Genomic DNA, 25,657 nt, shown 5'->3' with positions numbered 1-25,657 from the left:
TCCGAATGTGTGCATGAATTGCGAGAACGAAGTGGAGCAATTCATGTTATTATATATATAGGTATTGCAACTAAAAACTTTATGGGGAGGAACTTCAAATGGTTCGCAAAGAGGAACTGACTTACAAATCAAGAGACAGACAATCGACCATTCATGCGATTAAGTGGATTCCTGAGGAAAAGCCTGTAGCACTGCTACAGATCATTCATGGAATGCAGGAGTACATTGATCGTTATGATGAGTTTGCTCGTTTCCTCGCTGAGAAGGGCATTCTTGTTATGGGTAATGATCACCTTGGCCATGGTGGTTCTGTTTCAGGCAACGGCACCTACGGCTTTTTCTGCAAGGAGGACCCAGCAACTGTACTGGTCCGTGATGCTCACAGACTTAAGAAAATGGTACAGGAAGAGTATCCTGGTGTTCCAGTATTTATTCTGGGACATAGCTTTGGATCATTCGTAGCAAGAGAGTATATAACTCGCTACGGCACAGGTATACAGGGTGCTATTATCCAGGGCACAGCATTTATGCCAACAGGAACAGTTAACTCATTATCTTCACTTGTTAACTTCATGCAGGTTATCATGGGAACCAAGTATCGTTCAACCATGATCAACAACATGGCGTTCAAGGGCTACCTCAAGAAGATTCCTAACCCTAGAACCAAGTTTGACTGGCTTTCACACAATGAGGAAAGCATAGACAAATATATTGCTAATCCTATGGACAACTTTGTTTTCACACTTAACGGATTTGGCACAATGGCTGAGCTCCTTAGAAGAGTACAGGATGTGGGCAAGATGGATGATATTCCTAAAAATCTCCCTATCCTGATCACAGCAGGAAAAGAAGATCCAGTAGGCAACTACGGTGAAGCTCCTGCCAAGCTCTTTGATATCTACAAGAAACAGCTTCAGATCCAGAATGTTGAGCTCAAGCTTTATGATGGAATGAGACATGAGCTTCAACAGGAGATTGGAAGAGAGCAGGTATTTGAGGACCAGTATCAGTGGCTCAAGAAAGTGATCGACAGTGTCGCAAATAGTTGATACATCAAAAATAATGGTAAGAAGTGCTTACCATTCTGATTGGGACGGGGCAATGAAGCTTGCATGGAACACCTTCACAAGATTCGATGCCCCGGATTATTCCCGAGAGGGAATTACCAATTTTCACAAATTTGTTAATGATGAAACATTACGAAAGATGTTTATAGCAGGGCACTACCAGTTGTTTGTGGCTATGGACGGCGATGAATGCGTAGGTATGCTTTCAATAAGAGAAAAAAGTCATATTTCCTTATTGTTCGTGCATGAAAACTACCACAAGCATGGCATAGGAAGTGCTCTGATAAAGTACGTTTCCAGATATGGAATCGAAGAAGAGGGGATAAACAGACTTACTGTAAATGCTTCGCCATATGCTGTAGGTTTTTATCATAAGAGGGGATTTAAAGATCTAGGACCGGAGACTGTTGCCGATGGCATCAGGTTTACTCCGATGGAACTAAAGTTACGCTAAAAAGGAATGGTTTTGTTGTATGGGAAAGTTATTTGATATTGATAGTCCACTTATGCATGCTTTGTCCAAGATTGCAGATATAATGTGGCTGAACATTTTGACGCTGATTTTTGCAATTCCGCTTATTGTTGAGCAGATCATGACAGTAGGTTCTTACCTGATCCTTCTTCTAGATGAAGATCCTTCATTGCAGGCTTTGTCACTTACACCTTTCAATGTTGTACTGTGGGCATGGATATTTGGAATAGTTTGTTCTATACCAGTAGGACCTGCTCTTACAGCAATGCACTATGTGCTTCTTAAGATTGTAAGAGATGAGGATAGTTACGTTACTAAGTCATTTTTCAAATCTTTTAAGGAGAACTTCAAGCAGGGAGCTATTTTACAGGTAATCCAGTGGATTGCTGGTGGAATCCTGCTTTTGGATTTTATTATCATGTATGCTCAGGGCAATTCACCTGTATACCTTTATGTGGTTATGGCAATTTCCCTAATTTTGTACATGATCTCACTGTATATATACCCTCTTTTATCAAAGTTCGTAAATACAGTACCTGGAACACTTAGAAATGCCGCACTCATGTCCATTATGGCATTTCCTAAGACTATACTTATGACAATTGCCAGTGCGATCCCGCTGGTGATCATATTCTTCTTTGTCCAGAAGGCAGTACCTCTTATGATCCTGTTTGGTGTTGCAGGACCTGGATTCTTACATGCACTTTTGTACAATGGAACATTTAAGCGTTTTGAGCCCAAGGTTGAAGAGATGTCTGAGGAAGAAGAACTTGCAGCAGCTATCAGAAAGATAGATGCGGATGAAACAGAGGCTTCAGAAGAAAAAGAAGAAGCAGAGGAAGCAAAGGAACAGTAATAGGGATCACAACAAAGAGGTATCCTATGAAAAAGGCGTATCTTCAGTGGCTTATTCCTATACTTGTGTTGTACCTTATGGTGGGTATTACCTGCCTTGTTTTTGGCGAATATTTTAAGAACGAGATCATAGAAACAGAATTATCTTACATGGCAGATCACTATAGAAAGAGTATAAGTGAGACTGACATAGTTATGAAAACAGTCGTAGATTACAATGATGCTACGGCTGTTTATTTTAATGATATAAATTACACAGAGGAAAAAGATAATATTATAAGATACCTCTCATATATTGCAAAAGATGAGGTGATAAGCATGGTTGTGGTATGTGATTCCAAGGGGAATGGCTACAACAACAGAGGAGAAAATATATCTTTTGCAGGAGAAAAGTTTTTTGAAGAGGTAGTAAACGTATATTCAAACGGTGGAAAAGGCATCTTGCCGGTATTAAAGTCCGGGGTATTCCGGGAAGGCAGTATTGCAGTAGTTAACCGTGTGGCGTTTGCGGACGGTGTTAAAGGATATCTTATTTCGTGTGTTGATCCTAATAAGATTACGAACGAGATGTTCAAGTATGAAGCCTACTATGACAGAGTTGCGCTTGTTTCTCTAAATGGTAGGATCTTAGCTGGAAAAGATACAGGAACAGATTTTTTTGAAAATGAGAAATATAGACTAAATATAGATACGATAAAACTTGGGATTTCGCAAAAGAAGGATCAGATATTAGTAATTGATGGGAAAAGATATATGATAATGGTTCCCTCAAAAATTACATCAGGGTCCATTATTGCGCTTGCAAGTTTTGATAAAATGGATGCCCACCCAACTATAAAGTATAAAATGGGACAATTTTATAAATTTGTTTTTATTCTTTTACTTAGTACATTTGTTTTTATACTTATGAACTATATTACCCATTACGTTTACGGGCGCATAAAAAAGCGAATGGAATCAAGAGAAAATGAAAAGAGTAAACGAGATAGATTAACTGGGCTCTATAATGAAAATGGAGTACTTGAAGAGATAAAAAGATATGTCATAAACCCGGCAAATAGTAATGGAGGAGTGCTCTATGCTATAAAAACAGAAAGCCTTGATCCTGCAAATTCGGGAAAAGTGACAAGAGAACTTGCAGAGCGTCTTCCAGGTAACTTCAGGGTTTCTGATATTATTGGACGGGGAGAAGATGGTATTTTTATCGTATTCCTCAAAGATATCACGGAGCCCAAGGATATCAGAAAGCAGACTGACGAATTACAGCTCTTTCTCTATGATTTTAAAACAGACCTTAGCAGCGATGACATAAAGATAAGAATAAGTGCTGGAAGGGCAATCTACCCCAAAGATGGTTCGAATGCTGCTCAAATACTATCTGCAGCTAGAACTGCAATGGAAAAATCAAGCAACGATGGCAAAGGTAGTATTTCTTTTTATGAATAATGCAATGGACAAATTGCACAGTGAATTTTTTGATTCTTCGTCAACATTTTGGAATTGTGGAAAACGTATTATTATCTTGGGCACATTGGCTAATGAATGGTAAAATATTTGTGAAATTAGTGAATAGATAATAAACTTTCTAAAAGATATACTCTTAAATAGCATAAACGTATTTGCAAATTAGGAGGAAAATTAAGGTATGGCAAGTTTATCACTTCAGCATGTTACTAAGGTTTATCCTAACGGTTTTGAGGCTGTTAAAGATTTCAACCTTGACATCGAGGATAAGGAATTTATCATTTTCGTAGGCCCATCAGGATGTGGTAAGTCTACAACACTTCGTATGATCGCAGGACTTGAGGATATTTCTTCTGGTACTCTTAAGATCGGTGACAGAGTAGTTAACGATGTAGAGCCTAAGGACAGAGATATTGCGATGGTATTCCAGAACTACGCTCTGTATCCTCATATGACTGTATATGATAACATGGCTTTCGGACTTAAGCTTAGAAAAGTTCCAAAGCAGGAAATCGACAAGATGGTTAGAGAAGCAGCTAAGATCCTTGATCTTGAGAAGCTCCTTGATCGTAAGCCTAAGGCTCTTTCAGGTGGGCAGAGACAGCGTGTTGCTATGGGACGTGCTATCGTTCGTAATCCTAAGGTATTCCTTATGGATGAGCCTCTTTCAAACCTTGATGCTAAGCTTCGTGTTCAGATGAGAACAGAGATTGCTAAGCTTCACCAGAGACTCGGCACAACAATCATCTACGTTACACATGACCAGACAGAGGCTATGACTCTTGGTACAAGAATCGTAGTTATGAAGGATGGTGTTGTTCAGCAGGTTGATACACCTCAGAACCTCTATGACAAGCCAGGTAACCTCTTCGTTGCAGGATTCATGGGATCACCTCAGATGAACTTCCTTGACGCTGACGTTGAGGTTAACGGAGACAAGGCTTGCCTCAAGATCGCTGGACAGTCAATCGAACTTCCACCTGCAAAGGCTAAGAAGGTTATCGAGGGTGGCTACGCTGGCAAGAAGGTTACATTTGGTATCCGTCCTGAGGACGTTGATGATTCAGAGATGGTTGTTAGCACATCTAAGGCTGTATTTGAGTCAACAATCAACGTATACGAGCTTCTTGGTGCAGAAGTTTATCTGTACTTCGATCTCGCTGAGTTCCCTATCACAGCTAGAGTTGATTCTCGTACAACAGCTAGACCTGGCGATAAGGTTAAGTTTGCATTCGATGTTGAGAAGATCCACATCTTCGACAAAGAGACAGAGAAGACAATCACAAACTAATAAAGAGTTTTATGTGGACCACACATTTTGTGTGGTCCATTTTTTTCTCATTTTTTGCCTTGAAGTAGGAAAATATTGGGGATTTGCGGTTTAAAGTGTTATGATAGATATGTGAGATAACAATTAAGAAGGAGCAAAATATGATTTCTGCACAGACTATAAGAACAAGTATAGAGGAACTCAGCGCTATTACTAAGGTTGAGCTATGTGTAATGGATTTAGGCGGAGAAGTGGTTGCATCCACAAGTGAGAGAGATTTTCTGGATGTTTCCATTGTTATAAGCTTTGCAAATTCTCCTGTTGATTCACAGGTAATTGGCGATGTTCATCTTTTTAAGATTTTGGATGAGGGAGAACCCGCATATGTTCTTCTTGCCAAGGGAGACAGTGAACATGCCTATATGGTAGGCAAAATAGGAGTAAGTCAGCTGCAGAATCTGGTAGTAGCTTACAAGGAGAGATTTGACAGGAATAACTTTTTCCAGAACCTTCTTCTTGATAATATGCTTCTTATTGATGTATATAACAGAGCAAGAAAACTTAAGATAGAGGTCAGTGTACCCCGCGTGATAATTCTGGTAGAGACCAAGAACACTCAGGATAATAGTGCCCAGGAGCTTTTATCCAGCATGTATGGTCAGCATTCTGGAGATTATGTTACTGCGGTGGATGAGAATAGTGTAATACTCATAAAGAATCTCAGCAGAGGACAGAATTACGAGGATGTCAACAAGATTGCCACTACCATTGTAGATATGATGAATACAGAAGCTATGCTGAATGTAAGAGTATCCTATGGAACGATAGTTGATGAGATCAAGGACCTTAGTAAATCTTTCAAGGAAGCCAAGATGGCTCTTGATGTAGGAAGAATCTTTTATGCAGAAAAAAGAGTCAACGCCTATAATACACTGGGCATAGGAAGACTAATTTATCAGCTTCCAGAGAGTCTTTGCAGAATCTTTATTGATGAGATATTTGGCGGGAAAGAAGTTCCTGACGACCTGGATGAAGAGACATTAAATACAATAAATAAGTTCTTTGAGAATAACCTGAATGTATCAGAGACTTCAAGACAGCTCTTTGTTCACAGAAATACACTTGTCTATAGAATTGAGAAACTTCAGAAGAGTTCTGGACTTGACGTTAGAAACTTTGATGATGCTTTGACCTTTAAGATTGCACTTATGGTCATCAATTACATGAAGTATCTGGAGAATCGCTAAAAGGAAACTTCTGCTGCACTAGATTCGAAAGAACCTCGTCTGGAAAAAACGACTCTGTAAAGGATACATGTACGTTTACTCCTGGCAGAAACAGGCAACCTTACAACACATGGAAGGTTCCACTTAGTGCTGCTTCGTTCCCGACCTGACACGGTTCGCAGATTTCCATTGCATAAGACCCGAGTCTACACAAGAGGACTGCTACATGCACCCTTTACAGAGCCGCTCTAATAATATACTTGTTTTTGATAATTATTTCAAGTCATTATTGATATTATTTATTTTTTGAAATTGGGCCCTGGATCAACTGATCCAGGGTATAACTGTCTATATAACTATTTACTGCGTCATCAAGTCCCTTCCAAAAAGACAGAGATGCACAGGAATCTACCAAAGGGCATTCAGACATGCCTTCTGCAGCACATTCTACAGGAGAGAAGTTCCCCTCCATAGTTCTAAGGATATCTCCCACAACATATTTAGATGGTTCCTGAGCCAGACGATAGCCGCCTCCTGCACCACGCATACTCTCCAGATAGCCGGCTTTGTTGAGGGTTGCAACTATCTGCTCCAAATATTTAATGGTGATATCAAGACGGATAGCAATGTCCTTGAGCGCAATATATTCATCACTATAACGGGTGGCCAGATCTGTCATAACTCTGAGCCCGTATCTTCCCTTTGTTGAGATCTTCATAATTAGCCTTTCGATAATACATAAATTTGTCTATAATAATGATATATAATAGCAAAAAAAGCCAAGAAATACTACCAAAAGAGTAGGAATTGTTTAAGGAAGCGTTTTAGGAAGACAATTTATGCAGATGATACCAAAATCTCTGGGGCGTATCAGTACAAAAGGTATGACACCGGAGGAAATAGAAGATGTTAAATATATGAAGGCTGCCATAGCCCAGGCTATGAAGGCCTATAGATTAGGAGAAGTCCCAATAGGTTGTGTTATTGTCTATCAGGGCAAAATAATAGGAAGAGGCTACAATAGACGGAACACGGATAAAACCCCTCTAGCCCACGCAGAGATCACGGCAATCAGAAAGGCAGGTAAAGTTATAAAGGACTGGCGTCTTGAGGACTGCAAATTGTATGTGACATTAGAACCTTGCCAGATGTGCGCTGGAGCTATAGTGCAGGCCAGAATCCCGGAAGTTATCATGGCAGCAGAAAATCCTAAGGCGGGATGCGCGGGTTCTGTAATGGATATTTTGAACAATCCGGATTTTAATCACCAGGTAACTGTTAAAAAGGGCATTCTAAAGGAAGAATGCTCCAGAATGTTAAAGGAATTTTTTGTTGAACTGAGAGCTAGGAATAAAGCTGAGAAGGAGCAGAAAGGAAACCTTTAATGAAACAAAGACTGATATCTGTTGCACTGATAATATGCATGTTGCTTGCTGTTTCCTCTTGTGGCAGTACTCCTTTTATTGATGATGGAGTAACTGTGAATACAAGGGAGGAACCAGTAACAATAACTTATCTGACATTAGGGGATAAACCAACTAATGGCGCGACAGAAGAAGTTATAGACAGAGTAAATAAAATTCTTTTAAAAAAGTGCAATGCCCGTCTGGATATTTATTATGTGGGTTGGAGTGATTATCTTAATACTTACAATAGAGTCCTGGATGACGGAAAAGTGGATATAGACCTTGTGGGTACAGGTACTGACTGGCTTGATGCCTGGCCCAACATAGTAAAAGGGAATTTTTATCCTATGACTAAAGAAATGCTCAGCACTTTTTGTCCCATGACATATTCTAATGTTTCTGACGATGAGTGGAGAAAATGCTCCTATCAGGGTTCTGTTTATATGATCCCCGAAAACGAATTTACCCAGTGGACTAATCACGGTTTTATCTATCGAGGCGATATCGCTGATGAAGCAGGGCTTGGAGAAATAGACAACTGGACTGAACTTACCAAGTATATGAAATATGTTAAAGAGAACAGGCCCGACATGGTTCCGTGGGATACGGACGGAACCAATCAGATAATGGGACTTGGATATCTTATGTCTGCATTTAGATATAATCCAATTTATGAAATAAGCATTTATGGAATCTGGGGAAGTGACAGGGACAATGCCGAAAAAATAATATCTCCTTACTATGAAGGAGATGATTATATACACTTTGCAAGGCTTATGAAAGAGTGGGATAAGATTGGAGTATGGCGCAAACCCTTAGAAGGGACCAGAAATACTGAAGAAGAATTATATTCAGGTTCAACCGCAATCGATCAGCACCACACTCAGAATTTTTATACAACAATAAAACCAGAAATGGAGATAAACCAGCCTATGTCTGACCTAAGGTTTTACTGGTTTGGCAAGGAAATGGGAAATGTCATGAGAGACAGTATACTTCATGGGGCTACGGCTGTTTATGCAAAGAGTAAGAATCCTGAAAAGGCGCTTATGGTTTATGACACCCTTAGAAATGATGAGGAATGTTACAGGCTCTTTCGCTATGGGATAGAGGGAAAGCAGTATTCGCTTACCCGTGGTGGAGAGATGGAGAAACCAAGCGGATATAATTCACAGAGAGATACTTTTCTTGTAAATTTCTGGTGGGGCAGAAGAGATGATTATGAGCTGATCGACGCTTCTTATTCCTGGAGGGATTACTATGAACTTGTGGATCAGTATGAGAAAGTAGCAGTTAATTACCCTTGGGATGGCTATAACTTTGCAGAAATCGCGTCAGACCCCAGGACAAAAGAGATAATTTCAATCTTTGACAGATACATTCCAGAGATAGCATACGCTCAGTATGATATTCCGGTACAGGATGAAGTAGCTCTTTTCCGACAGGAGCTAAAGGATGCGGGCTTTGAAGAGGTAACAAAAGAAATACAAAAGATAGTAGATTCATATTAATATTGTCACTACAAAATTGTAGCAAATTATGATATGATAGCGCCAATATAATTGTATACATGTATAAAGTTTAAGTGGTAGGAGGAATCAAGATGGTAACAACATTAGATAAGGGCTGCTTCTTGATAAATGGAACAACAATTGTTCCTGATGATAACAATGCCCAGGCAGAACTTTCCAGTAAGGGAATCACATCATCAAGGGAAGAGGCCAGGCAGAACACCATAGCCTATGGCATTTTGAAGGCTCATAATACATCAGGGAATATGGATAAGCTTTGTGTGAAGTTTGATAAGCTTACTTCCCACGATATTACTTATGTTGGAATTATTCAGACAGCAAGAGCTTCTGGACTTGAGAAATTTCCTATCCCATATGTTCTTACAAATTGCCACAATTCTCTTTGTGCAGTTGGAGGAACAATCAATGAAGATGATCACATGTTTGGACTTACAGCTGCTCAGAAGTACGGCGGAGTATATGTTCCACCTCATCAGGCGGTTATTCACCAGTATGCAAGGGAAATGCTTGTAACTTCAGGGGGCATGATACTGGGTTCTGATTCTCATACAAGGTATGGCGCTCTTGGTACTATGGCAATCGGAGAAGGAGGACCTGAGCTTGTTAAGCAGCTTTTAGGACAGACCTACGATGTTGATATGCCAGGTGTAGTAGCTATCTATCTGGAGGGCAGCCCCAAAAAGGGCGTTGGTCCTCAGGACGTAGCACTTGCAATTATAGGCAAGGTATTTGGCGATGGCTATGTCAAGAACAAGGTAATTGAGTTTGTGGGCCCCGGTGTCAAGAATCTAAGCGCTGATTTCAGGATTGGCGTTGATGTTATGACAACAGAGACAACTTGTCTATCTTCTATATGGCAGACAGACGATACAATCAAGGAATACTATGATATCCACGGAAGAAGTGGAGATTATAAAGAGTTAAGACCAGGAGATGTGGCTTACTACGATGGCCTTGTCAGAGTGGATCTTGATACACTTAATCCTATGATTGCTATGCCATTCCATCCTAGCAATGTTTACGAGATTGCTGAGGTCAACAGGAATGCAGCTGATATCCTTGCGGATGTTGAGAAGCGTGCCAAGGTAAGCTTTGGAGATAAGGTAGAGTTTTCGCTTCAGGATAAACTTCGTGATGGCAAATTCTATGTTGATCAGGGAATCATTGCTGGCTGCGCAGGTGGCGGATTTGAGAATATCTGTGCTGCAGCAGATATCCTTAAGGGACGATACATTGGCAATGATAGATTTACACTCAGTGTATATCCTGCTTCAACACCAATTTACATGGAAGTTGTTAAAAATGGTGCTGCAGCTACTATTCTTCAGTCGGGTGCAATCTTAAAGACTGCATTCTGCGGCCCATGCTTTGGTGCTGGTGATACGCCTGCCAATAACGCATTTAGTATCAGACACTCCACCAGAAACTTCCCTAACCGTGAAGGCTCTAAGGTTCAGAATGGACAGGTCGCTTCTGTAGCACTTATGGACGCAAGATCAATTGCTGCAACAGCTGCTAACAAGGGTGTTCTTACACCTGCAACAGAGTTTGACGGAGAATTTAATAAGTATACATATCACTTTGATAGCGATATTTACAAGAACCGAGTATTTGATTCAAAGGGCAAGGCTGACCCTTCTGTAGAACTCCAGCTTGGACCAAATATTAAGGACTGGCCACAGATGGTTGCTCTTACAGATAACCTACTCCTTAAGGTCGTTTCAGAGATTCACGATCCTGTAACTACTACAGATGAGCTCATTCCTTCTGGAGAAACCTCATCCTACAGATCAAACCCTCTTGGACTTGCAGAGTTTACTCTTTCAAGAAAGGATCCTGCATATGTAGGCCTTGCAAAAGAGGTATATCAGCAGGAACTTCTGCGTCGTAAGGATGCACCTCTTAATGAAATGAGCCCTGAGACTGCAGCAGCGATAAAGACAGTTTTGGATAAATTCCCTGAGGTAACAAGTGCCAATACTGGTATTGGTTCAACTATATTTGCTGTTAAACCTGGAGACGGATCAGCAAGAGAGCAGGCTGCATCTTGTCAGAAGGTTCTGGGCGGATGGGCTAATATTGCCAACGAATATGCTACAAAGCGTTATCGCTCAAATCTTATTAACTGGGGAATGCTTCCATTTATCATTGATGGGGAGAATCTTCCATTCAAGAATAAGGATTATATATTTGTTCCGGAAATCAGAAAGGCGGTAAAAGAAAAAGCTGAAAGCATCAAAGCTTTTGCTATCGCTGACGGAAAGATGACCGAGTTTGAACTTAAACTTGGAGGTCTTACTGATGATGAGAGACAAATAATCCTTGATGGTTGTCTTATTAACTTTAACCGCGTAAAATAATAATGATGCGGATAAAAGTTTAAGATAATTAGCATAAATGGGTAAGACATGTTTTCTTATATGAGTGGGACAAAGAGAATAATAGCAGCACTACTGGTGCTGATAATGGGAAGCGTCGCTGGTTGCGGCGCTTCTTCTGCTGAAAGCAGTGTGGATATAGCAGAACTTACAGGGGCATATCAGACGGAAGGGCAGAGTGTATCCAAGGTGGATTATGTGGCTCCGGTGCAGATTCCTAATATACTTGTTGATCAGACAGGCTTTGAACAGGAATCAGAGAAGGTAGCAATATTCAGAGGTAAGGATCTTCCCAGGACTTTTCAGATAAGAAATCTAGAGACAGGAGAGGTGGCCTTTATAGGTGATGTGGTAAAGGCTGTTCTTGATAAGGAAAGTGGCAAATATTACGGAATTGGAAGGTTTAACAGCTTTAAAGAGCCGGGAACATATGTGATTTATGCTGAACATCTTGGAGAGTCTTTTTCTTTTTCCATAGGAGAGGATATTTATAAGGATGTTTTGGACAGAGCCTGCCAAAAGTACTACACAAACAGATGTGGGATTGCTATTTCTCAGATAGTCTCAGGAGACAATGGACATAGTGCCTGCCATACAACAAAGGCCAGACTTCAGGATAATGCAGACACTCTGATCGATGTGACAGGTGGATGGCATATGGATGAGCATGCTGACCGGGATGCTCTTATTGGAGCCAGAGTAGTGGAGGAACTTCTCCTGGCCTATGAGATGAATCCTGAGGCCTTTTCAGATGAAGCAGGAATTCCTGAAAGTGGCAACAAAATTCCGGATATCATTGATGAGATCAGATATGAGGTAGACTGGCTTTTAAAAATGCAGGATGCCAAGACTGGAGGCGTGTACGGAGCAGCCATAACCAAGAGTCAGGGAAATGGTGATATTTTTGCTGCTCCTGTGGAAGTGACATCGGTGTCAATGGATGCAACCATAAGATTTGCAGCTACTATGGCAAGGTTTAGCTTTATCTATCAGCAATATGATCAGGATTACGCGACTACAGCACTTAGAGCTGCTGACAGGGCCTATGAGAGCTTTTTAATAAACCAGACAGTGGCTGATAATACAGCAGCCTTCAATGCGGCAGCTCAGCTCTATAGGGCAACAGGAAGTGATAAATACAGAAAGGCTCTTGATGTTTTTTTTGCCAAAGAAGATTTTATTGAGCAGTTTGATACTGACGAGAATGTCTTTGTAGGTGCTGTGACCTATCTTTCAACCAATCAGGAAGTGGACAAGGAGCAGTGCAATAAACTGATCAAGGCCCTTATGAAGAAATCGGAGCGGATTGCTGCAAATGCAACGGAGAATAGATTTTTGGTAGCGGATGAAGCAGAAAATGGGAACTTTGATAGTCTGCTTGAGGACATAAAGTGCCTTTCTATCACTAATCACATAATCCACAACCACGAATACACCACGATCATAGAAAACCATGTGCATTACCTTATGGGGATGAATCCATGGTGCATCAACCTTCTTACAGATGAAACAGAGAGAACATTTGAGGATAGTGCAGATTTTGGTGGAATCATGAATGATCCTCACAGCGATGCTCTGGTGGTGTTTATGCTAAGCGCTCTTGAGGGATAAAGTCAGGGCCATAAGAGGAATGTAATAGAAGCAATGTCAATTTTTCCAAACTGATAGTCATGTTATGGAATTTGCATGATATGTAGCCTAGTGATAATATGGATGGGTCATGAATACAATAATAAATGGACTAAATATAAATTATATAGATGAAGGTCAGGGGCCACTTCTAGTAATGCTCCATGGATGGGGTTCTAACATTGATCTTTTTGCAGGAGTAATATCTTTTGCCAAGGTCAAATATCATGTGGTAGCCATGGATATGCCTGGATTTGGTAAGAGCGATGAGCCTGCAGAGCCTATGAATGTTGATGCCTACGTGGATTTTGTTCTCTCTTTTGTAAAAGAGCTTTATCCAGAGGAAAAGGAAATCATATTCCTGGGGCACTCCATGGGAGGCAGGATCATAATAAAACTTGCTTCGGGAATACATGATGGCAGGATAAAGACTGATTTTTCAATTCCTAAGATCATCCTTACAGACTCAGCAGGTGTCCTGCCCGTTAGGACCAAGGCTCAGAACAGCCGCACCAAGAGATACAAGTTCTACAAGAACCTTATTACCAGAACAGGAATAGTGAAGCTTTTTCCAGGGGCGCTTGATAGGCTTCAGAAGAAATTTGGAAGCGCAGATTATGCCGCAGCTTCTCCTGTTATGAGAAAGTCACTTGTTATGAATGTCAATGAGGACTGCACTCCTTATATGCCTTCAGTTACACAGCCTACGCTTCTTATCTGGGGTGACCGGGATACAGCGACTCCTCTTTCTGATGGTAAGAAGATGGAAGAGCTTATGCCAGAGGCAGGACTTGCAGTTATAGAGGGAGCAGGACATTATACCTTCCTTGATAATCCATATCTGTACAACAGGATTTTGGGAAGCTTTTTAGGAATTTAATTTAGGAGAAGATTATGATTTTGCTATGTACATTGCCAGTTCTGGCTATTATGGTTCTAGCACTGAGATATTACAGTCATATGCTGCAGCTTTCCAGCTATCAGTTTCAGGGATATTTCAGAGTTCTTAGATCAGAGAAACTAAAAATGCTGCTACATGTGATGATTCTTGTATTGTCAGTATTTGCTATAGCTGGGTTGGACATGAGAAACAAAGTGCCACTGACCATGATCTGCGGAGTGCTTCTTCTTGCAGATATTGTGTGGCTTGTTGTCTTGTATATTCCAAGAAAAGCCAAGAAGAAGTTTGTTGTTACCAGCAGGGTTAAGAGATTATTTGTAACCTATGGTATCCTGAGCATACTTATTCTTGTGGTTCCACCAGTAATTTCAAAGCTTTCATATGGAGAGACAAGTGAGTTTAACAGCGCGGATCTAAGTGATGTTGCACCTATACTGGTATTTATCATGATGGCAGTGATCTATATGGCTATTCTTCCGCTTATTCCGGCACTTGCTAATCTTATCAACAAACCAATTGAACTTAGGATCAATAAGTACTACATCGACGATGCCAAGAGACTTCTTAGAGAGCATCCAAACCTTCGCATCATCGGAATTACAGGAAGCTTCGGCAAGACAAGCGTTAAGTACTATCTGACAACACTTTTGTCAGAGGGCTTTTCAGTTCTTATGACACCAGAGAGCTACAATACTCCTATGGGAATTGTCAGAACCATCAGGGAGCATTTGAAGCCAACTCACGAGATATTTGTATGTGAAATGGGTGCAAGACACCTTCATGATATAAAAGAAATCACGGATATTGTTCATCCTGATGATGGAATCCTTACTTCTATTGGATATCAGCATCTTGAGACCTTCCATTCTCTTGATAACATCATCAGCACCAAGTATGAGCTTCTTGATGCAGTTGATGAGAAGATGAAGACTACAGGAGAACCTGCCAAAAAGCATCTTAAGTTTGTAAATGGCGACAATGAGATCATAAGATCCAATATGAAATATCAGGATGCCATCACCTATGGCCTTTTAGAGGGCAATGACTACAGAGCTACAGATATTAAGGTTACTAGTGGCGGAACAACATTTGTGGTAACAGCTCCTGACGGAGAGAGCTGTGAGTTTAGTACTAAACTCGTAGGAAGACATAACGTAGAGAACATTGTAGGAGCTATTGCAGCGGCAAACAGCCTTGGTATTCCTATGAGCAAGCTGAGGATAGCAGTGAGAAGGCTTGCTAGTGTTCCTCACAGACTTGAGCTTAACAAGCACGGTAATGTATCAATCCTTGATGATGCTTATAATTCAAATCCTAATGGAGCTAAGGTTGCGCTTGAGACACTTTCTCTTTTTGAGAACACGGTTAAGATTCTGGTAACACCTGGAATGGTAGAGCTTGGAGCCAAGGAGGATGAGTACAACAAGGAGTTTGGCCGTCAGGCAGCAGCTGTCTGCGATTACATCATCACAGTAGGTGAGAAGAACAGTGCTTCTATAAAGGCAGGTGCCTTGGAAGCAGGCTTTGACCCGGAGAGACTTTTTGTCAAGAATACTCTTTCTGAAGCTACAGCTCTTATGTATGAGATTGATGCTGGAAGAGAAAAGGTAATTCTTCTTGAAAATGATCTTCCAGACAACTATAAATGATGATTCTTTGATTTTTTGTTCCAAGAGTGTATAATGTTTGCGGACTTGAGGAAAAATAGTTTTTATAAGTGAAAGAAGGCAAGTTATGAAATTACAGCTGGCAGTTTTATTTGGTGGAAAAAGTACAGAGCATGAGATTTCTATCATCTCAGCTATTCAGGCTATTGGCAGCATCAATAGAGACAAGTACGATGTTATCCCTGTTTACATTACCAAGAACAATGATTTCTATGTTGGTGAAGACGTGGATAAGATTGAAGAATACACACATATTCCAGAACTTTTAAAGAAGAGCACACAGGTTATATGGGTTAAGGACGGCGACAAGGTAACACTTCAGAGATTTAATAAGAAGCTGTTTGGAAGCAATGTGATTGCGCAGGTTGATATTGCATTCCCTATCGTTCATGGAACAAATGTTGAGGATGGTACTCTTCAGGGCTATCTTGCAACACTTGGACTTCCTGTAGTTGGCTGTGATGTTCTCTCATCAGCTGTTGGCATGAACAAATATGTCATGAAGACAGTTCTCAAGGACAACGGCATTCCTGTTCTTGACTGCAAGTGCTATACCTGGAAGGATTATGAGGATGTTAATTCTCTTGTGGAAAAGATTGAGAAGACATTCGAATACCCTGTTATCATAAAGCCACTTAACCTTGGTTCAAGTATCGGTATCAAGAAGGCAAAAGATAGAGATTCTCTTTTAGAGGCTCTTGATCTTGGTTTTGAATTCTCTAAAAAGATCCTTGTTGAGCCAGCTATTGACGACCTCAAGGAAATCAACTGCTCAGTAATTGGAGACTATGAGGAAGCCAAAGCTTCTGAGTGCGAGGAGCCTGTTAACTCAGATGATATCCTCAGCTTTGAAGATAAGTATATTGGCGGAGCAAAGGGTGGTGCCAAGGGTGCCAAGACTGGAGGCAGCAAGGGAATGGCATCTCTTAAGAGAAAGATTCCTGCAGAGATCAGCCCTGAGCGCAGAGAAGAGATCAGAAAGATGGCAGTAGATGCCTTCAAGTGTCTTGGATGTTCTGGTGTTTCCAGAATTGACTTTATGATCGATAAAAAGACAGACAAGGTATATCTCAATGAGATCAATACTATTCCAGGCTCACTTTCATTCTATCTTTGGGAGCCACTTGGACTTAAATATACACAGCTTTTAGATGAAGTTATAGAGCTTGCCCTTAAGGCAGACAGAGAGAGCCACAAGATTGTATATTCCTTTGATACTAACGTACTTGAAGGCGTTCACCTTGGCGGCGGCAGCAAGGGATCAAAGATGTAAAAAATACCCAGGTTGGTAGGAAATTCTTACCAGCCTGGGTTTTCTTTTGACTTTTGAAGGGCTAATTGCCTTTTATAGAATCTTACTATGGAATATTATTGAGCATTTTTAAGGTAGGTCTGTTCAACGATGTCATAAACGAATTTGTCGATGTTCTTTTGATCTTCCTTACTAAGCTCGCCTGGAATAATAGGTTTGCAATACTCGATAGTAACATGGGTGCGCTTGATAAATGGCATGTGTTTTTCAAGAATTTCATCGGAGTGGTTTATTACTACAGGGATGATAGGACAGCCAGTCTTCTGAGCAATCTTAAAGCTTCCCTTGTGGAATTCTCCTAGAGGGGCATCAGTTTTGTTTCTGGTTCCCTCAGGATAGATGAAGATAGAGATGCCGTTTTTTACTTTGTCGATAGCGGTAAGGATCATCTCCATACCCTTGCGGATATCCTTTCTATCAAGGAAAAGACAATCCATGTAGATCATCCAGATATTCAGAAGCGGCACCTTCAGGATTTCTTTCTTGGCTATAAAGCCTGTAGGAGCAGGAACCCTTGGATAAGCAAGAACTATATCGAAGATGCTGCGGTGGTTACCAACATAGAGAACGGCTGTATCCTTTGGAACATTTTCTTCGCCGATGACGGTTCTTTTGACACCGCTGATAAATAATACGACGTTGAAGGCCCAGCTGACTATAGCAAGTGATATGGTCTTCTTGGCCCAGGGATTAAACCTGCCGATTATCCAGAGAACACCCTGGATTGGAAGACTAACTATGAGAAACACTGCAACAAATAAAACTGCAAGGATTGAACGTATCATTATAAAGCCTCTTTTCTAAATTCTAAAAATTTCCTTTCCCATTTTCTCATGGATAGATGGAAAATGGAATAGCTTTTTGGGAAAGAGATTTACACAGTCTATAAAGAATGATAAAAATATAAAGAAATTAAAACAAACAGAATGGTTTGGGGAGCGAAAATGCTGATAATAAAGAACGGAACTTTAGTTGATCCGGCAAGCGGACGAAGTGGAATGTATGACATTCTGGTGGACGGAGATAAGATTGCAAGGATAGGAGCCTGCGGAAGTCTTGACGATATGGCCATGGAGGCTATGAGCATGAGCCTTATGGAAGGGGCAGATAATAAAGGAGTGGATCTTACTGAGATTGATGCCACGGGATGTGTGGTGGCTCCAGGTCTTGTGGATTGTCATGTTCACTTCAGAGATCCGGGATTTACCTATAAAGAGGATATAGAGTCTGGCGCTAGGGCAGCAGCTAGGGGCGGCTTTACCACTGTAGTCATGATGGGAAACACAAATCCACACATGGACAATCCAGATACTATCAGGGATGTTTTAAGGCGCGGCGTGGGAACCGGGATCAAGGTATATACCTGTGGTAACGTCACAAAAGGTATGGAATGCCAGGAACTTGTGGATATGGATGAGCTTATTAAGGCTGGAGCAGTTCTTTTTACTGATGATGGTAAGCCTATCACAGATGGTGCACTTATGGAGAAGGCCTGCAAAATGGCGGCAGAGAAAGGCGTAGTAATAAGCCTTCACGAAGAAAATCCAGAGTTCATCACTGACAATGGGATAAATGCAGGAGAAGTAGCGCAGAAACTGGGGCTTACAGGTTCTCCAAGAGAAGCTGAGATATCCATGGTAAAAAGAGATATAGAAATAGCAGAGAAGACCGGTGCCGAGATTGTAGTACAGCATATCAGCGCTGCGGAATCCGTGGACCTTATCAGAAATGCAAGGCAAAGAGGTGTCAGGGTTCATGCAGAGGCAACTCCTCATCATTTCACTTTGACAGAGAACGCTGTTCTTAAGTACCTCTCACTTGCCAAGATGAATCCGCCTCTTAGGCTTGAAAGCGATAGACTGGCCATAATAAGGGGGCTTAAGGACAATACAATAGATATGATAGCAACTGACCACGCTCCTCACTCAAGAGATGAGAAGCAAAAAGAGCTTAAGGCAGCCCCAAGCGGTATAACGGGCCTTGAGACTTCTTTGGCCCTTGGTATCAGGGAACTTGTTCAGACAGGTGAGCTTTCTCTTATGGAGCTGTTGGAGAGAATGACTGTAGGCCCGGCCAGGGTTTATGGCCTTGATGCTGGCGTGATCGAAGAGGGCAGGGATGCGGATCTTGTGATCTTTAATCCTGTGGAAGAGTGGGATTTTATCCAGAGTGCTTCTAAATCCACTAACACTCCATTTCTTGGAGAAAGGCTTCCGGGGCGTATACATGCTACAGTCTGCAGGGGCAAGGTGGTTTATAATATCTGAAAATCAAAAATCTGTAAAATGGGAGATTAAGAATGGCAAAGAAGGCAAAAATTGAGGCAAGAGTGCTGAGCCAGAGTATACTGGCAGAGGGAATCTACGACATGTGGCTTGAGACAGAACTTGCTATGGACGCACATCCAGGGCAGTTTGTAGGTGTATATCCCGCCAATAAGGCAACTCTTTTACCAAGACCAATCAGTATATGTGAGGTTGATAAAGAGAAATCCGCTCTTCGCCTTGTTTACAGGGTTGTGGGTTCAGGCACTGCGGAATTTGCACTGTACCAGCCTGGGGACATCATTATGATTCTTGGAATCTTAGGAAATGGTTTCCCTCTTGAAGCGGCAGAGGGTAAAAGAGCCGTAGTAATGGGCGGAGGTATTGGTGTTCCACCACTTCTTCAGACAGCGAAAGAACTGTCACAAAAGGGAACAGAAGTTACAGCGGTTATGGGCTATAGAAATGAAGAGACCTTCCTTTCTGATGATTTTAAGAAATATGCAAAAATGGTCATTGCAACTGAGGATGGAAGCGTAGGAACCAAAGGGAATGTCATTGATGCTATGAATGAAAATAGTGTGGAATGCGATGTAATCCTGGCTTGTGGTCCTATGCCTATGCTGAGGGCAATCAAGCAGTATGCGCAGGACAAGGGTATCAAGGCATATATTTCTCTTGAAGAGCGTATGGCCTGCGGTGTAGGAGCGTGCCTTGGATGTGTTTGCAAGACTAAAGAGGCGGATCACCACTCACACGTGCATAATGCCAGAATATGTACTGATGGACCAGTATTTGATGCAGAAGATGTAGAAATATGATGACGTCTGTGGTTATTCGTATATCATATGATTTAGTCAGTATATAGAGGATTTGATTGGAGAATATAACATGAACACACAGGTTGAGATAGCAGGAGTAGAATTCAAAAATCCAGTAATGGTGGGATCTGGGACCTTTGGATCCGGAGTAGAATATTCAGAATTTGTTGATCTTAATAAGCTGGGCGCAGTAGTAACCAAGGGAGTTGCAAATGTGCCATGGCCAGGAAACCCAGTACCAAGGGTGACAGAAGTTTATGGCGGTATGTTAAATGCCATTGGGCTTCAGAATCCGGGAATAGATGTTTTTGTGGAAAGAGATCTTTCTTTTTTGAAGGATTATGATACACGCGTTATTGTAAATGTTTGTGGAAAGAGTGTTGAGGATTACCTTGAAGTTGTAGAAAGACTAGGGGATGAGAAGAGAGTTGATATGCTGGAAATCAACGTTTCCTGCCCTAATGTCAAGGAAGGCGCTATTGCCTTTGGCCAAAACAAGGATGCGCTTTTTGACATTACTTCCAGAATTAAAAAGGTTGCAAAGCAGCCAGTAATAATGAAGCTAAGCCCTAATGTTACAAGTATTTCAGAGATGGCCAAGGCTGCAGAGGCAGCAGGAGCGGATGCAATCTCGCTTATAAACACTATCACAGGCATGAAGATAGATATCCATAGGAGAAAATTTGCCCTTGCAAATAAGACCGGAGGAATGTCAGGCCCTGCAATCAAGCCGGTTGCTGTCAGAATGGTCTACGAAGCATCTCATGCGGTCAACATTCCTGTTATTGGAATGGGCGGAATAGCTAGTGGAGATGATGCTATCGAGTTTATCATGGCAGGTGCTACAGCTGTTGCAGTTGGAGCTATGAATTTCCATGATCCTTACACTACAATGAGAGTTGTAGAGGGCATTGAAAGCTACATGAGAAGATATAATGTAGAAGATATCAATGATCTTAGAGGATGTGTTGAGTAAAAATTGGATGCAGGCTGCATATTTACAAATAAATGCAAAGAAAAAGGGAGCGCGGTAAAGCACTCCCTTTTTGATTACTAGCAACCTTTATTCAGTTACTGTCTTCCCTGTCAGCTCATCGAATCCCTTCATTACTGCACTGTAGGTTTGCTCAGAAATATCCGGGAGCTTTCCGCCCCAGGTCTTTTCTGCCTGCGCATAACCCTTTTCGAAGGCCGCTCTCATGCTCTCGAGCTTGTCAGGATCGTCTCCGGCCAAGGCTTTGGCAAAGTCCAGAATACGTTCTGAGGTCTGCTTGACACCCCAGTAACCGTTTTCGGAAATGTCTTCCTGTGCCTGAGCTTTTGTGGCTGCATCTACGGTAAAATCACCCTTTGCAAGGAAACTCCAAATGGAGTCATCGGGATTGTCAGAATTGGCAATTCCATAGTTTTTGGCCTGCTTGCCCATCATTTTATGGACAATGTCCAAAAGCTGTTGCTGACGAATGGCATCATCTGCCTTCATCTGCTGGATGATTTTGGCCCGTTCCGCTTCTTTGGAGGAAACAGTGCTAGTCTTGGAACTATCATCTGATTTCTCGTATACGGCGGCAGCCTCCTGTTTGACCTTTACTTCTTCGTCTTTCTTTTTTTCTTCAACGAAATTTGGATTGACTGATGAAGCATAGGTCGTTGCGATGTTGTTAGTAACCTCGGTAACTCCGTTTACGCCCATATAGAACTCCTTTTCCGCGAGGCTTAAACTACTTCGCTTGAAACGAAACAATAGTTTACCTATCTAGCCTATCGGCTATTTTTCAAAAAACTTTAGAGTTAAAACAAAATTTTTTCAATTTTTTTGTATTTTTTTTCTTGAGTTTGATAATTGCTAGTGAGAAGATGTAAGGGAAATGATGCGGTAAGATTTTATGCGCATTTTCAAATTATTAAAACTGAAAACGGGGATTATTCATGAAATTAGAAAAGAATGCATTTGCAAAGATCAACCTGGGACTGGATGTAACAGGGAAAAGAGATGACGGATACCATATAGTCCGCATGATAATGCAGAATGTAAATATATATGACACACTGACTTTTGAAGATAATGATACTGGAGAAATAATTCTAACAGCCAATTCTCCCAAGATTCCTACTGATGAGTCAAATCTTATCTGCAAAGTCGCAAGACAGCTCCAGAAAGAGTTTGGTATTACCAGGGGAGCCAAAATCGACCTGGTAAAAAGAATTCCAGTTGCTGCGGGAATGGCTGGAGGCAGCACTGATGGAGCAGCAGCTTATGTGGCTTTAAATGAACTATGGAATCTTGGACTAGATAAAAAGAAAATGTGTGAACTGGCAGTCAGCCTTGGGGCGGACATTCCATACTGTATTATGGGAGGCACAGCTCTGGCAGAGGGAATAGGTGAGGAGCTTACTACAATTCCTGATATGCCTGATTGTCAGCTGGTTGTGGTAAAGCCTGATATAGATGTATCCACAGGCTGGGTTTACAAGGAACTTGATAGTAAAGAAATAGAGAATCATCCTGATATAGATGGTATTAGAAAGGCAATTGAACAAGGCAATCTCAAAGAGATGTGTTCACTTATGGGTAATGTCCTTGAACCAGTAACAGCCTCTAAATATGACGTGATTGGCAAGCTGGAAGCTCTTTTGACAGAGAATGGAGCTGTTAAGGCCATCATGACAGGAAGCGGACCAACAGTATTCGGAGTTTTTGATGATGGTGGTAATGCCAAGAAGGCTTACAATGCTATCTGCAGAAGTAACCTGGCTTTGCAGATCTTTTTGACAGAGCCAATAAATCCAAATAAATAATGCATATTAACATCAAAGGGCAATGCGTAGCCCGAAACCTTGCGCATGAGGAGAGTATTATGAGAAGAAATGTAGATGTTAATGTTACTGGTATCCATTCAAGGCCGGGAGAGCCGACGGAAAAGATTTTTACTACATCAAGGGGCTATTACGAGAATATGGATGATGGAAGGCGTCTTGTGGAATATGACGAAGAGCAGGATGCTGGAAATGGCGTGGTCAAGGTACACAATAAGGTCTTTATTGCTTCCGATGGAAAGAGCATGGAGATCATAAGAGGTGGAGAGACCAAGAACCGTCTGCAGTTTGGCGAGCAGCTTGAATACGATACCGAGTATCTTACGCCCTATGGGGCAATGACCATGAAGGTGGTCACAAACAGCTTTGACTTTAATTCAAGCCACGAAGAGAAGGCAATGAAGGTCATCGCAGAATATGCTCTTGAAATGGAAGGGCAGGTTTTATCAGATTCTATGATAATAATAGAAATAAAAAATGCTGAGGCAGGTTAAACTGCCTCAGCATTAACTTTATAAGAAATATTATTTGACCATCTTGGCGCCGGCCTTTTCCTGAGCCTTAGCAACCAGATTCTTGAAGAAGCCTTTCTTTTCTTCCTGAACAGGGCCTTTATTAGCTCTAAGTCCCTTAACTTCAGTAACGTAGATTCCGCTTACGGAAGCCTTAACTTCCTTCTTGACTGGAACCTTGTCGAAAATTTTCTCATCACAGATAAGACTCATAACTCTGTTACCAACTCTAACCTTGAGAATTGGGAGCTTGGATCTTCTAAGAAGCTTAGGTGTCTGATCAATAACAGCCTGTGGAAGGCCAGCTTCATTAAGTTTCATTCTCTTCTTGTCAATGATCAGCATGCTGACTGTCTGCTTCATGGCATCCAGCTGAACCTGCTGTTCTTCCTGCTTCTTCTGAGCTTTTTTTCCAAAAATAACAAGTGCAACAATCGCAGCAATTAAAATAACTGCAATGACAATAGCAACAATAAGTCCTGTACTCAAAGATAAATCCTCCAAACTAACTAATAATGCCAACTCCCGAAATCAAAAACTGTAAAATTTCTGTGGCTGTGAACAGAACATATTGTAGCATTCTTTGTCTTTTAAGGCAATAAAATACTTTAACATAAGATAAAGGTGTGGTAGTATAAGTAATATTGTTTTTTAGTATGGAAGCAGTATATACATTTAAGGGTTACGAAGGAGTAATATTATGAAGAAGAAAATAGCAGTGCTACTTGCGGGAGTAATGGTGTGCACTATGTTTACAGCCTGTGGCAAGGATGCAGGAAGTGATGCGGCTAACGAAGCGATAAGTGTTAATGAGGAAGCACTTGCTTCTGCTGCAGCTGACGTTTCAACAGAAGGTGAAGACACAGGTCTTACAATTGATTTTGACAACCTTGAGACATCTACACTTCAGGATATCAAGGCTTCAGATCTTGTTACACTGGGAGAGTACAACGGTATCACAGTTGAGGCTACTCTTGGTGAGGTTACAGAAGAGGATGTTGCAGGTTATATCGAGAACATGAAATCTTCAAATCCTCCTATGATCGATGTTACAGACAGAGCTGTTCAGGATGGAGATACAGTTAATATCGACTATGTTGGTAAGTATGCTGATACTAAGGAGGCTTTTGATGGAGGCACAGCCAATGGTGCAGATCTTGTGATTGGCTCTAACTCATACATCGAGGGCTTTGAGTCAGGACTTGTTGGAGCAGAGATTGGTGAGACACGTGATCTTAACCTTACATTCCCTGCTGATTACGGCGCTGAGTCACTTGCTGGTAAGGACGTTGTATTTACTGTAACAATCAACAGCATCAAGGTTGCCGCAGATGATATTTCTGATGAGTGGGCAGCAGGCCTTGGCATTGCCGATGTTACTACTATTTCTGAACTTGAGGCATATGCTAATAAGACTCTTACAACACAGGCTGAGGATACATACAAGTCAACAATTGAGAACTCAGCTGTTCAGCAGGTTTATGATTCTTGTGCATTTGGTGATATTCCACAGACACTTATAAACAGATATCTTAAGCTTCAGAAGCAGATGCTTGATTATCAGGCAACAATGTATTCATACTACTATGGTCAGCAGCTTTCAGCTTCAGATCTTATTTCTGTTTACATGAATAACGAGGGCTTTGTAGGAACTGCTGATGATTACCTTCAGAGTATTTCTACAGATATGGCCAAGCAGTACCTTATGTTCCAGGCAATTGCTGATGAGCAGGGTATTACTATATCAGATGAAGATATTGATACTTATCTTAAAGATGCTTATGAGAATGCTTCTACTACATCTTTCAGTTCATATGAAGAGTACAAGGCTTCTCTTGATCTTGAGACTTATAGAGAAGGACTTATGGCTGACAAGGCTGTAGAGTTTATCGTTAATAATGCTAATGTAGTTGCTGCACCAGTTGAGGCTACTACAGAGACATCTGCCGAGGCATCATCCGAGGCTTCTGTAGATGCTGCAGCAGAGAGTTCATCAACAGTTGCTGAATGATCAGGCAATTTTGATAAATAAGCTATTTTAATAGCAATTAGAAAACTAAGGAG

The 25,657-nt window shown here is 41.3% G+C and carries 23 protein-coding genes and 1 other RNA gene; 19 read left to right on the top strand and 5 right to left on the bottom strand.

Annotated features, from left to right (window positions below):
- Positions 1 to 98 precede the first annotated feature (98 nt).
- The 6 genes from BLO53_RS14620 (at position 99) to BLO53_RS14595 (ending at position 6,375) form a co-directional block, all read left to right on the top strand.
- Positions 99 to 1,049, top strand: coding sequence for an alpha/beta fold hydrolase (locus BLO53_RS14620; protein WP_026489710.1), 951 nt, complete (start codon positions 99 to 101; stop codon positions 1,047 to 1,049).
- A 52-nt stretch (positions 1,050 to 1,101) separates the two neighbouring features.
- Positions 1,102 to 1,521, top strand: a complete 420-nt coding sequence (locus tag BLO53_RS14615; RefSeq protein ID WP_035789796.1) for a GNAT family N-acetyltransferase — start codon at positions 1,102 to 1,104, stop codon at positions 1,519 to 1,521.
- A 19-nt stretch (positions 1,522 to 1,540) separates the two neighbouring features.
- Positions 1,541 to 2,395: a YesL family protein gene (locus BLO53_RS14610; RefSeq protein WP_092063089.1), complete on the top strand. Its 855-nt coding sequence runs from the start codon at positions 1,541 to 1,543 to the stop codon at positions 2,393 to 2,395.
- A 26-nt stretch (positions 2,396 to 2,421) separates the two neighbouring features.
- On the top strand, positions 2,422 to 3,840 hold the full coding sequence (locus BLO53_RS14605) for a GGDEF domain-containing protein (protein ID WP_092063085.1): 1,419 nt from the start codon (positions 2,422 to 2,424) through the stop codon (positions 3,838 to 3,840).
- A 199-nt stretch (positions 3,841 to 4,039) separates the two neighbouring features.
- A complete protein-coding gene (locus tag BLO53_RS14600; protein WP_029231256.1) occupies positions 4,040 to 5,149 on the top strand; it encodes an ABC transporter ATP-binding protein in 1,110 nt (369 codons plus the stop codon).
- Between the two features lie 140 nt (positions 5,150 to 5,289).
- Positions 5,290 to 6,375, top strand: a complete 1,086-nt coding sequence (locus BLO53_RS14595; RefSeq protein WP_026489714.1) for a PucR family transcriptional regulator — start codon at positions 5,290 to 5,292, stop codon at positions 6,373 to 6,375.
- An 85-nt stretch (positions 6,376 to 6,460) separates the two neighbouring features.
- On the opposite strand, the gene ffs is transcribed toward BLO53_RS14595, so the two are convergent.
- An RNA gene (ffs, locus tag BLO53_RS14590) (signal recognition particle sRNA small type) lies at positions 6,461 to 6,560 on the bottom strand.
- Between the two features lie 89 nt (positions 6,561 to 6,649).
- Positions 6,650 to 7,072, bottom strand: a complete 423-nt coding sequence (locus tag BLO53_RS14585) for an RrF2 family transcriptional regulator (RefSeq protein ID WP_092063082.1) — start codon at positions 7,070 to 7,072, stop codon at positions 6,650 to 6,652.
- 127 nt (positions 7,073 to 7,199) lie between these two features.
- Here BLO53_RS14585 and tadA point away from each other — a divergent pair, with 127 nt between their 5' ends.
- The 7 genes from tadA (at position 7,200) to BLO53_RS14550 (ending at position 17,140) form a co-directional block, all read left to right on the top strand.
- Positions 7,200 to 7,739, top strand: a complete 540-nt coding sequence (gene tadA / locus BLO53_RS14580) for a tRNA adenosine(34) deaminase TadA (RefSeq protein WP_334291288.1) — start codon at positions 7,200 to 7,202, stop codon at positions 7,737 to 7,739.
- Positions 7,739 to 9,271: a DUF3502 domain-containing protein gene (locus BLO53_RS14575; protein ID WP_092063080.1), complete on the top strand. Its 1,533-nt coding sequence runs from the start codon at positions 7,739 to 7,741 to the stop codon at positions 9,269 to 9,271. Before tadA ends, BLO53_RS14575 begins: the two co-directional genes overlap by 1 nt.
- Before the next feature lie 92 nt (positions 9,272 to 9,363).
- Complete coding sequence (locus BLO53_RS14570; RefSeq protein WP_092063077.1) at positions 9,364 to 11,652, top strand: hydratase; 2,289 nt, start codon at positions 9,364 to 9,366, stop codon at positions 11,650 to 11,652.
- 48 nt (positions 11,653 to 11,700) lie between these two features.
- Entirely contained in the window at positions 11,701 to 13,281 is a 1,581-nt protein-coding gene (locus BLO53_RS14565) for a glycoside hydrolase family 9 protein (RefSeq protein ID WP_092063074.1), read from the top strand.
- A 109-nt stretch (positions 13,282 to 13,390) separates the two neighbouring features.
- Entirely contained in the window at positions 13,391 to 14,179 is a 789-nt protein-coding gene (locus BLO53_RS14560) for an alpha/beta fold hydrolase (protein ID WP_092063071.1), read from the top strand.
- A gap of 14 nt (positions 14,180 to 14,193) precedes the next feature.
- Positions 14,194 to 15,849, top strand: a complete 1,656-nt coding sequence (locus BLO53_RS14555) for a Mur ligase family protein (RefSeq protein WP_092063068.1) — start codon at positions 14,194 to 14,196, stop codon at positions 15,847 to 15,849.
- 85 nt (positions 15,850 to 15,934) lie between these two features.
- Positions 15,935 to 17,140, top strand: coding sequence for a D-alanine--D-alanine ligase family protein (locus tag BLO53_RS14550; protein WP_026489722.1), 1,206 nt, complete (start codon positions 15,935 to 15,937; stop codon positions 17,138 to 17,140).
- A gap of 95 nt (positions 17,141 to 17,235) precedes the next feature.
- On the opposite strand, the gene BLO53_RS14545 is transcribed toward BLO53_RS14550, so the two are convergent.
- A complete protein-coding gene (locus tag BLO53_RS14545) occupies positions 17,236 to 17,964 on the bottom strand; it encodes a lysophospholipid acyltransferase family protein (RefSeq protein WP_092063065.1) in 729 nt (242 codons plus the stop codon).
- A gap of 159 nt (positions 17,965 to 18,123) precedes the next feature.
- Between BLO53_RS14545 and BLO53_RS14540 the strand changes: the two genes are divergently transcribed.
- The 3 genes from BLO53_RS14540 to BLO53_RS14530 all read left to right on the top strand — a co-directional run bounded on the left by BLO53_RS14540 (position 18,124) and on the right by BLO53_RS14530 (position 21,240).
- Entirely contained in the window at positions 18,124 to 19,446 is a 1,323-nt protein-coding gene (locus BLO53_RS14540) for a dihydroorotase (RefSeq protein WP_092063062.1), read from the top strand.
- 32 nt (positions 19,447 to 19,478) lie between these two features.
- Positions 19,479 to 20,264 carry a dihydroorotate dehydrogenase electron transfer subunit gene (locus BLO53_RS14535; RefSeq protein ID WP_092063059.1) on the top strand — a complete coding sequence of 262 codons (786 nt, stop codon included), beginning with the start codon at positions 19,479 to 19,481 and terminating at the stop codon, positions 20,262 to 20,264.
- A 70-nt stretch (positions 20,265 to 20,334) separates the two neighbouring features.
- The gene (locus BLO53_RS14530) at positions 20,335 to 21,240 is read left to right on the top strand and encodes a dihydroorotate dehydrogenase (RefSeq protein ID WP_092063056.1); all 906 of its coding nucleotides are present in this window, start codon (positions 20,335 to 20,337) and stop codon (positions 21,238 to 21,240) included.
- 87 nt (positions 21,241 to 21,327) lie between these two features.
- Here BLO53_RS14530 and BLO53_RS14525 read toward each other — a convergent pair whose 3' ends face one another.
- Positions 21,328 to 21,957: a hypothetical protein gene (locus tag BLO53_RS14525; RefSeq protein ID WP_092063053.1), complete on the bottom strand. Its 630-nt coding sequence runs from the start codon at positions 21,955 to 21,957 to the stop codon at positions 21,328 to 21,330.
- Positions 21,958 to 22,193: 236 nt separating this feature from the next.
- Here BLO53_RS14525 and ispE point away from each other — a divergent pair, with 236 nt between their 5' ends.
- Together ispE and BLO53_RS14515 are read left to right on the top strand one after the other, a co-directional pair.
- Entirely contained in the window at positions 22,194 to 23,063 is an 870-nt protein-coding gene (gene ispE, locus BLO53_RS14520) for a 4-(cytidine 5'-diphospho)-2-C-methyl-D-erythritol kinase (RefSeq protein WP_092063050.1), read from the top strand.
- Between the two features lie 59 nt (positions 23,064 to 23,122).
- On the top strand, positions 23,123 to 23,575 hold the full coding sequence (locus BLO53_RS14515) for a DUF1934 domain-containing protein (RefSeq protein WP_176757300.1): 453 nt from the start codon (positions 23,123 to 23,125) through the stop codon (positions 23,573 to 23,575).
- Positions 23,576 to 23,605: 30 nt separating this feature from the next.
- Here BLO53_RS14515 and BLO53_RS14510 read toward each other — a convergent pair whose 3' ends face one another.
- Positions 23,606 to 24,082 (bottom strand): hypothetical protein, encoded by a 477-nt coding sequence (locus BLO53_RS14510; RefSeq protein ID WP_092063043.1) that lies wholly within the window; start codon positions 24,080 to 24,082, stop codon positions 23,606 to 23,608.
- Positions 24,083 to 24,293: 211 nt separating this feature from the next.
- Between BLO53_RS14510 and tig the strand changes: the two genes are divergently transcribed.
- Complete coding sequence (gene tig, locus BLO53_RS14505) at positions 24,294 to 25,604, top strand: trigger factor (protein WP_092063040.1); 1,311 nt, start codon at positions 24,294 to 24,296, stop codon at positions 25,602 to 25,604.
- Positions 25,605 to 25,657 lie beyond the last annotated feature (53 nt).

The organism is Butyrivibrio sp. INlla14, assembly GCF_900102515.1.
In the GTDB taxonomy this organism is placed as follows: Bacteria; Bacillota; Clostridia; order Lachnospirales; family Lachnospiraceae; genus Butyrivibrio.
This window is presented reverse-complemented; position numbering and strand designations above follow the sequence as displayed.

Excerpts from the sequence above, each read along its gene's own strand:
- BLO53_RS14615 (WP_035789796.1), top strand. The coding sequence starts at position 1,102 with ATGAAGCTTGCATGGAACACCTTCACAAGATTCGATGCCCCGGATTAT.
- BLO53_RS14525 (WP_092063053.1), bottom strand. The coding sequence starts at position 21,957 with ATGGGCGTAAACGGAGTTACCGAGGTTACTAACAACATCGCAACGACC.
- BLO53_RS14565 (WP_092063074.1), top strand. The coding sequence starts at position 11,701 with ATGTTTTCTTATATGAGTGGGACAAAGAGAATAATAGCAGCACTACTG.
- BLO53_RS14610 (WP_092063089.1), top strand. The coding sequence starts at position 1,541 with ATGGGAAAGTTATTTGATATTGATAGTCCACTTATGCATGCTTTGTCC.
- BLO53_RS14570 (WP_092063077.1), top strand. The coding sequence starts at position 9,364 with ATGGTAACAACATTAGATAAGGGCTGCTTCTTGATAAATGGAACAACA.
- BLO53_RS14550 (WP_026489722.1), top strand. The coding sequence starts at position 15,935 with ATGAAATTACAGCTGGCAGTTTTATTTGGTGGAAAAAGTACAGAGCAT.
- BLO53_RS14605 (WP_092063085.1), top strand. The coding sequence starts at position 2,422 with ATGAAAAAGGCGTATCTTCAGTGGCTTATTCCTATACTTGTGTTGTAC.
- BLO53_RS14620 (WP_026489710.1), top strand. The coding sequence starts at position 99 with ATGGTTCGCAAAGAGGAACTGACTTACAAATCAAGAGACAGACAATCG.
- BLO53_RS14595 (WP_026489714.1), top strand. The coding sequence starts at position 5,290 with ATGATTTCTGCACAGACTATAAGAACAAGTATAGAGGAACTCAGCGCT.
- BLO53_RS14515 (WP_176757300.1), top strand. The coding sequence starts at position 23,123 with ATGAGAAGAAATGTAGATGTTAATGTTACTGGTATCCATTCAAGGCCG.
- BLO53_RS14530 (WP_092063056.1), top strand. The coding sequence starts at position 20,335 with ATGAACACACAGGTTGAGATAGCAGGAGTAGAATTCAAAAATCCAGTA.
- BLO53_RS14540 (WP_092063062.1), top strand. The coding sequence starts at position 18,124 with ATGCTGATAATAAAGAACGGAACTTTAGTTGATCCGGCAAGCGGACGA.
- BLO53_RS14555 (WP_092063068.1), top strand. The coding sequence starts at position 14,194 with ATGATTTTGCTATGTACATTGCCAGTTCTGGCTATTATGGTTCTAGCA.
- BLO53_RS14545 (WP_092063065.1), bottom strand. The coding sequence starts at position 17,964 with ATGATACGTTCAATCCTTGCAGTTTTATTTGTTGCAGTGTTTCTCATA.
- BLO53_RS14575 (WP_092063080.1), top strand. The coding sequence starts at position 7,739 with ATGAAACAAAGACTGATATCTGTTGCACTGATAATATGCATGTTGCTT.
- BLO53_RS14535 (WP_092063059.1), top strand. The coding sequence starts at position 19,479 with ATGGCAAAGAAGGCAAAAATTGAGGCAAGAGTGCTGAGCCAGAGTATA.
- tadA (WP_334291288.1), top strand. The coding sequence starts at position 7,200 with ATGATACCAAAATCTCTGGGGCGTATCAGTACAAAAGGTATGACACCG.
- tig (WP_092063040.1), top strand. The coding sequence starts at position 24,294 with ATGAAGAAGAAAATAGCAGTGCTACTTGCGGGAGTAATGGTGTGCACT.
- BLO53_RS14585 (WP_092063082.1), bottom strand. The coding sequence starts at position 7,072 with ATGAAGATCTCAACAAAGGGAAGATACGGGCTCAGAGTTATGACAGAT.
- BLO53_RS14600 (WP_029231256.1), top strand. The coding sequence starts at position 4,040 with ATGGCAAGTTTATCACTTCAGCATGTTACTAAGGTTTATCCTAACGGT.
- ispE (WP_092063050.1), top strand. The coding sequence starts at position 22,194 with ATGAAATTAGAAAAGAATGCATTTGCAAAGATCAACCTGGGACTGGAT.
- BLO53_RS14560 (WP_092063071.1), top strand. The coding sequence starts at position 13,391 with ATGAATACAATAATAAATGGACTAAATATAAATTATATAGATGAAGGT.